This is a genomic window from Bartonella sp. CM31XJBT, assembly GCF_028618555.1.
Taxonomy (GTDB): Bacteria; Pseudomonadota; Alphaproteobacteria; order Rhizobiales; family Rhizobiaceae; genus Bartonella.
Genome location: NZ_JAQITD010000051.1, coordinates 1 through 4952, shown reverse-complemented (window position 1 = coordinate 4952; position 4952 = coordinate 1). Strand labels below are relative to the sequence as shown.

Genomic DNA, 4952 nt, shown 5'->3' with positions numbered 1-4952 from the left:
TGGCAGGGATTTCTTGGTTGTCTGGAAATGTAAATGTTGTGGTTTTGCCATTGTCGTAAACGGAGGAGGGTTCGAGTACGCTTGAGCCTTGAGCGGTGTAAGCCCAATTGCGTGGTCCGTAGGTTTCATATGCGTTGAAGACATTATCAATCCGTTGGGATTGTTTTTTTTCTTGTTGCATAAGGGCTGCGAGCCTTCTTTGTGCTTCTTCTTCTTGTGGGTAGCGAAATTTCACAAGGAAATATGTTTCTTGTCCAGAGGAAATTTCCCCATCTTTGATCATGAGTTCAAATTGATAGGAGCGCTTTGAGCCATCAAGCTTTGTGGTGACGACTTGGAGATTGGTAATGGGTTGGACTTCTCTTGCTTTGAGGAAAAGAATATTGCCAGCGGGGGCAACTTCCCATGCAACGCTGTTGCCAATGGCCACATGGGCAATTTCTTCATTGGGAGAAAATTCTATTTGTACCGATGAGCGTATGGAGCCAATAATTTTTGTGACATTATAGGCATCATAGTTGATAAAGCGAATGCGGCTATCGCTTGGCGCACGGGTGGGAAAAACACTTGCGTAGCTTATATTCGTCAAAGAAAAGGCAACAGCAATCCTAAGAATGAGAAAAAGAATTTTTTTTGTCATGATCAGTTGACCACTTCCGGATCGGTTCTATATTCATTAACAATAAACCCTAGAGGATTTATCAAACGGTTTTGGACAGAGATAGGGGCATTGGTATATTCAAAGGTAAGTGTTGCAACCCAGTGGGTGATGAATTCTTTGTTTGTGTCGTTGTTACGCACAGTTCTGTAGTAACGCACTTGTGCAACTTTATCGTTGATAAAGGAAATTGATTTTATAGTGATTGTTGCAATGGCATTTTTGTAGATGATTTGTGGGCTCTGGGGATTTTTTGCTCCGTACCATCCAGCAAATCTTTCTCGTTCTTCAGGAGAGGAGAGGAGAGAGACAGTTTCGAAGTTATTTTGCGTTTCTTCTACGGCAAAACCTTCACGAGAGCGGACATATTTTGCGGCAAAATAGCGTGTGATTGCTTCGTCGACATTGGTGGGACCTTCTTTTAAGGCTTCCACAACTTCAGTGATTCCGGTTGAATTGTCCACACGGATGACAAAAGGTTCCACGGTTTTAAGGGGCGTGAGGGTGATGACCGCCAGAGAAGACATTATTGCAACAGCAACGGCTATGCCAGCAATGGCAAGCGAGATGCGGGTGGTGCGGCGTGAGGCGAGTATGCGATCTTGATCGAATGAGCGTGCTTCAGCAATGTATTGTTCTACGGCGTTTTCTTTCATGCTTTTTGCCCGCAATTTTTGTAAGACTTCATTTCTTCATTCGTTAGTTTTTTTGCCAGAAGCGTTTCAAGTTTGCTCTCTTTTACGGATGATTGTGTATTGCCACTTATGATAATAGATCTTGTGGTGGGCTTCTTCCCTTCCCAATTCCACATTGATCTGTTGAGTGGACGTTTAGAATATCCATCACACTTTGGGAGTGATTTCAGCGTGTTTGATGAAGACATACAGCCACTAAGAAAAAGAAATGGCAAGATAATCCCAATTTTTTTAACTACCCGCATTTGTAGTACTACCCCCTCTAAATTTCGATGCCAAACCTCTTAGACCGCTAACACCAGAACGAGCGGCTGCAAGAGCACCACGCCCAGCTGCTCTACTAGAATGGTGAGCTAAGTGTGTTGAACCTGTAAGAGCTGCTCCTCCAGAAGCTAAAGCAGAGGCAATTCCGGGTAAATGGATAAAAAGATAAATGCCACCAATGCCAATAACCAAAAATTGAAGTACAGAAAACATGATATCTGTAAGGTCACCTGAAAGGATGTCCATTGCAAGACTTACATACACGTTACCAAGCAACACGACTAATACTTGCAGAATAATGAAGTTTGCTAATTGACCTAACCACGCTTCTGTAAAACGCCTTGTTGTTGAAAATAGAGAAAAACTTATAAATATTGGTCCCACTGATATGACAAGAAATGATCCAAATTTAGCAAATATTGTGACGATAAAACCAATGGTGCAAAAAATCCCAGAAATAATTAAGCAAATAAGACCAGCAATCCAGTTAACAATAAACGTACCAACTTCAGTCCATCCGTTGTATTTATTTGCTGCATCGAAGGCGTGTGCATAAGCATTTTGTATCATATTGTCCCAGACATTCTTATCAGAAACTGCACCTTGTGTAGCATTTGAAATCGCATTAGGCAGATCAGTGAAAAATATATTTGTAATCCATGTGTTATAGTTAGCGGCTTGTGTGGTGAGTGTAACGATGATGCCAAGTTTGAAAGTTGTTGCTATAAAATCCCATAAGGGCATAGAAGAACGCCCATACATAATGTTGTAACCTATAAATGCTATATAGATTATACAAGCTGTTTGAAGAGGAACAGATAAAGCGCCTGAAAGATTGCTAATAGTTTTATCCATTATATCTGTAAGAGCATTCATTAAACGCTGATCTATCATGGTAAATATATCTTTTCTTACCATTGAATATCCATTTCATAAAATTTTTGTAAATACTATTATTCCTAATTGTTATAATAATTTTTATGGATCAAAATTATTATCGCGTTTTTGTTGTGCTCTCCTTTTTTCATATTCAGCTTTTCTCTTAGCTTCTTCTTCTTGTTGTTTTTTCTCAAATTCTTCTCTACGTTTACGATTTTCTTCGTCAATTTTTGCCCGACGTTCTTCATGAATTTGGTGATCGGCTAATCGTGCATTTTGACAGTTTTTCGAATTTCCTGTAAATCCACATCTCACCGCCCATTCTTTAAGTAAATTTTCATTTTTTTTAAATTCTTCTACGCTGTAGGTTTTTTCACAACCAGCTGTGATGAGCCCTGTGCAAAGTAGCAATGTTGTTATGATGATCTTGTTCATGTTCAAGCCCCTCTTTAATTTTTAATGACCGCGAAGTTGTTTTGCATAATCTTGGTATCGTTTACTAGTTTCTTCTCTGATCCGTATTGCTTCAGCTTCAGATTGAGCTTGTTGAATCATAGAAGTGGCTTGTGTTTGTAAAGCCTCTGCTTGTAATATTGCTTGTATAGCTGCTAATTGTGTTTGAGCGTCTTGAACTTCAGCAGCGGTTTTAGCATTTTTGAGTTTTTCAATAATCTTACTAATGGCTTCTTTCTTTTTATTAGCATCTTCGTAAACAGCTTGCCCTGTTGCTGCTTGTCCTACATTGCGATTGTGCAATTTTTCCACTTCTTGCTTGTAAAAGGCATCAACGGCTTCTTTTGATCCACTACCACCCGAAGGTTCTTTATATAAAAGTTTTTCTTTCCATTTTTCAGTGTTTCCGCTACCACCACCGGTGCCATCTATGGATTGTTCTAAATGATTAAAATCAGAAGGAGGGGCGCCACTGCTCCCTTGCTTGTTGAGCAACTCCTGCAATGCGGATAAATCAGGTTTTCCATTTAAGGAACTATATAATTGTTTTGCTTGATCGAGTTGATCTTTTAATTTTTCAAGTTGTTGTTTGCCTTGTTGAATTTGCTGTTCTGCTTTTGCAACTTGTTCTCTCAATTTTTTGGCTTGCTCTATATTTTCCAGCAGTATTTTATAATCAAAAGGACCTCCTCCAAATGCATTTGCTTGAGGTCCAAAAGAAATTGCACAGACGGCTGTTGCCAATAAAAGTTTTTTCATTGTTTTGACCTTTCTTGAAAAATAGGAAGCCATTTTTCTGGAGATTCACCAACTTCATCCATAATGGTCTCTAGGAGTTCAATGTTCTTGGTGGTGCCACTTAAAATGGCTATTTCATCATCAAAGCCGCGTAAATTCAGCTCTGCTACAACTGAACTTTGCCCTTGTTTGATGAGAAAACGCCGTGACTCACGGCTTAATTCTGATTGTATCAGGTTAAATTCTCTGTCCGATAATTTAAAACCTTCTACATAATCCCCATGATTGCCCTTTTGATTGGGAAAATAAATCTGTGTTGGACATTGCTCTATAATGGTGTGGGCAATGGTCGAATTAATCGCATCTTTGGGGGATTGTGTCGCAAACAACATTAAACCATTTTGTTTCCGAATGGTCTTCAGCCTGTCTTGCGCAAAGGCTTTAAAGGAATCGTCTTCTAAGGCTTTCCAAAACTCATCAATGACAATGATAATACGACGCCCATCAATCAGAGACAGAATTCTATGAAAAAGATACATCATGAGCGGTGGACGAATTTCATTATTGTCTAAAAAATCCGTCATGTCATAACCAATAAATTTTGCATCAATGCCAATGTCGTCATCAGGATTGTCAAAAACCCACCCTAAGGCATTGCCTTTACACCATCTTTCTAAACGCCCCGCTATCCCCTCCCTGTGTGTGGTGTCAAAAAACATTTGTAAGGCGGAGATCGTCCGTTGTTCTTTTGGCAACAAGGCAAGCTGCTCAACTGCCGCCGTGATGTCTTGTCTTTCTGATTCACTGATCTTTTGATCTTCAGAAGAAACAAGCTTTATAATCCATTGGCGTAAAAAAACTCTATCTGCTGGATTGTTATAGTCTAAGCCTTTTAAGGGGGCTATGCCTGTTGGTCTACCATTTTTCAAAGGCATATAAGTGCCGCCACCCGCTCTGACAAAAAGTTCTGCACCCCGATCTTTGTCAAAAAAGACCATATTGGGATCATGCTTTTGAAGTTGTGCTAAAAGAAAATTGACAATAACCGTTTTCCCAGAACCAGAAGGACCACAAACAAACGTATTGCCTAAATCACCAAAGTGAAAGTTAAAATAAAATGGTGAACCAGCAGAGGTTTTCATCAAGGCTACCGCTGGTCCCCACACATTGCCATCTATTTTCCCAACCGGAAAAGAATGAAATGGAGAAAGCGCTGCATAATTGCGGCTGGTTATCGCCCCAGAGCGGGTGCGATAAGCATAATT

At 39.9% G+C, this 4952-nt stretch carries 6 protein-coding genes and 1 pseudogene; all 7 read right to left on the bottom strand.

The features are described from left to right. Positions 1–640: TrbG/VirB9 family P-type conjugative transfer protein (locus tag PVV63_RS09865; protein ID WP_273791703.1), on the bottom strand; the 640-nt coding region annotated here is incomplete at its 3' end. Positions 641–642: 2 nt separating this feature from the next. After that, complete coding sequence (locus PVV63_RS09860) at positions 643–1314, bottom strand: virB8 family protein (RefSeq protein ID WP_273791702.1); 672 nt, start codon at positions 1312–1314, stop codon at positions 643–645. Beyond that, positions 1311–1598 carry a type IV secretion protein VblB7 gene (locus PVV63_RS09855; protein WP_273791701.1) on the bottom strand — a complete coding sequence of 96 codons (288 nt, stop codon included), beginning with the start codon at positions 1596–1598 and terminating at the stop codon, positions 1311–1313. Before PVV63_RS09855 ends, PVV63_RS09860 begins: the two co-directional genes overlap by 4 nt. Further along, complete coding sequence (locus PVV63_RS09850; RefSeq protein WP_273791700.1) at positions 1585–2535, bottom strand: type IV secretion system protein; 951 nt, start codon at positions 2533–2535, stop codon at positions 1585–1587. Before PVV63_RS09850 ends, PVV63_RS09855 begins: the two co-directional genes overlap by 14 nt. A gap of 60 nt (positions 2536–2595) precedes the next feature. Then, positions 2596–2931 (bottom strand): EexN family lipoprotein, encoded by a 336-nt coding sequence (locus tag PVV63_RS09845; RefSeq protein ID WP_273791699.1) that lies wholly within the window; start codon positions 2929–2931, stop codon positions 2596–2598. Positions 2932–2952: 21 nt separating this feature from the next. Continuing rightward, the gene (locus PVV63_RS09840) at positions 2953–3708 is read right to left on the bottom strand and encodes a type IV secretion system protein (RefSeq protein WP_273791698.1); all 756 of its coding nucleotides are present in this window, start codon (positions 3706–3708) and stop codon (positions 2953–2955) included. Continuing rightward, positions 3705–4952 (bottom strand): annotated as a pseudogene (locus PVV63_RS09835) (transporter); the annotation flags it as partial. The gene PVV63_RS09840 and the pseudogene PVV63_RS09835, both read right to left, overlap by 4 nt.

Coding starts and splice junctions, on each gene's coding strand:
- PVV63_RS09860 (WP_273791702.1), bottom strand. CDS start 1,314: ATGAAAGAAAACGCCGTAGAACAATACATTGCTGAAGCACGCTCATTC.
- PVV63_RS09855 (WP_273791701.1), bottom strand. CDS start 1,598: ATGCGGGTAGTTAAAAAAATTGGGATTATCTTGCCATTTCTTTTTCTT.
- PVV63_RS09850 (WP_273791700.1), bottom strand. CDS start 2,535: ATGGTAAGAAAAGATATATTTACCATGATAGATCAGCGTTTAATGAAT.
- PVV63_RS09845 (WP_273791699.1), bottom strand. CDS start 2,931: ATGAACAAGATCATCATAACAACATTGCTACTTTGCACAGGGCTCATC.
- PVV63_RS09840 (WP_273791698.1), bottom strand. CDS start 3,708: ATGAAAAAACTTTTATTGGCAACAGCCGTCTGTGCAATTTCTTTTGGA.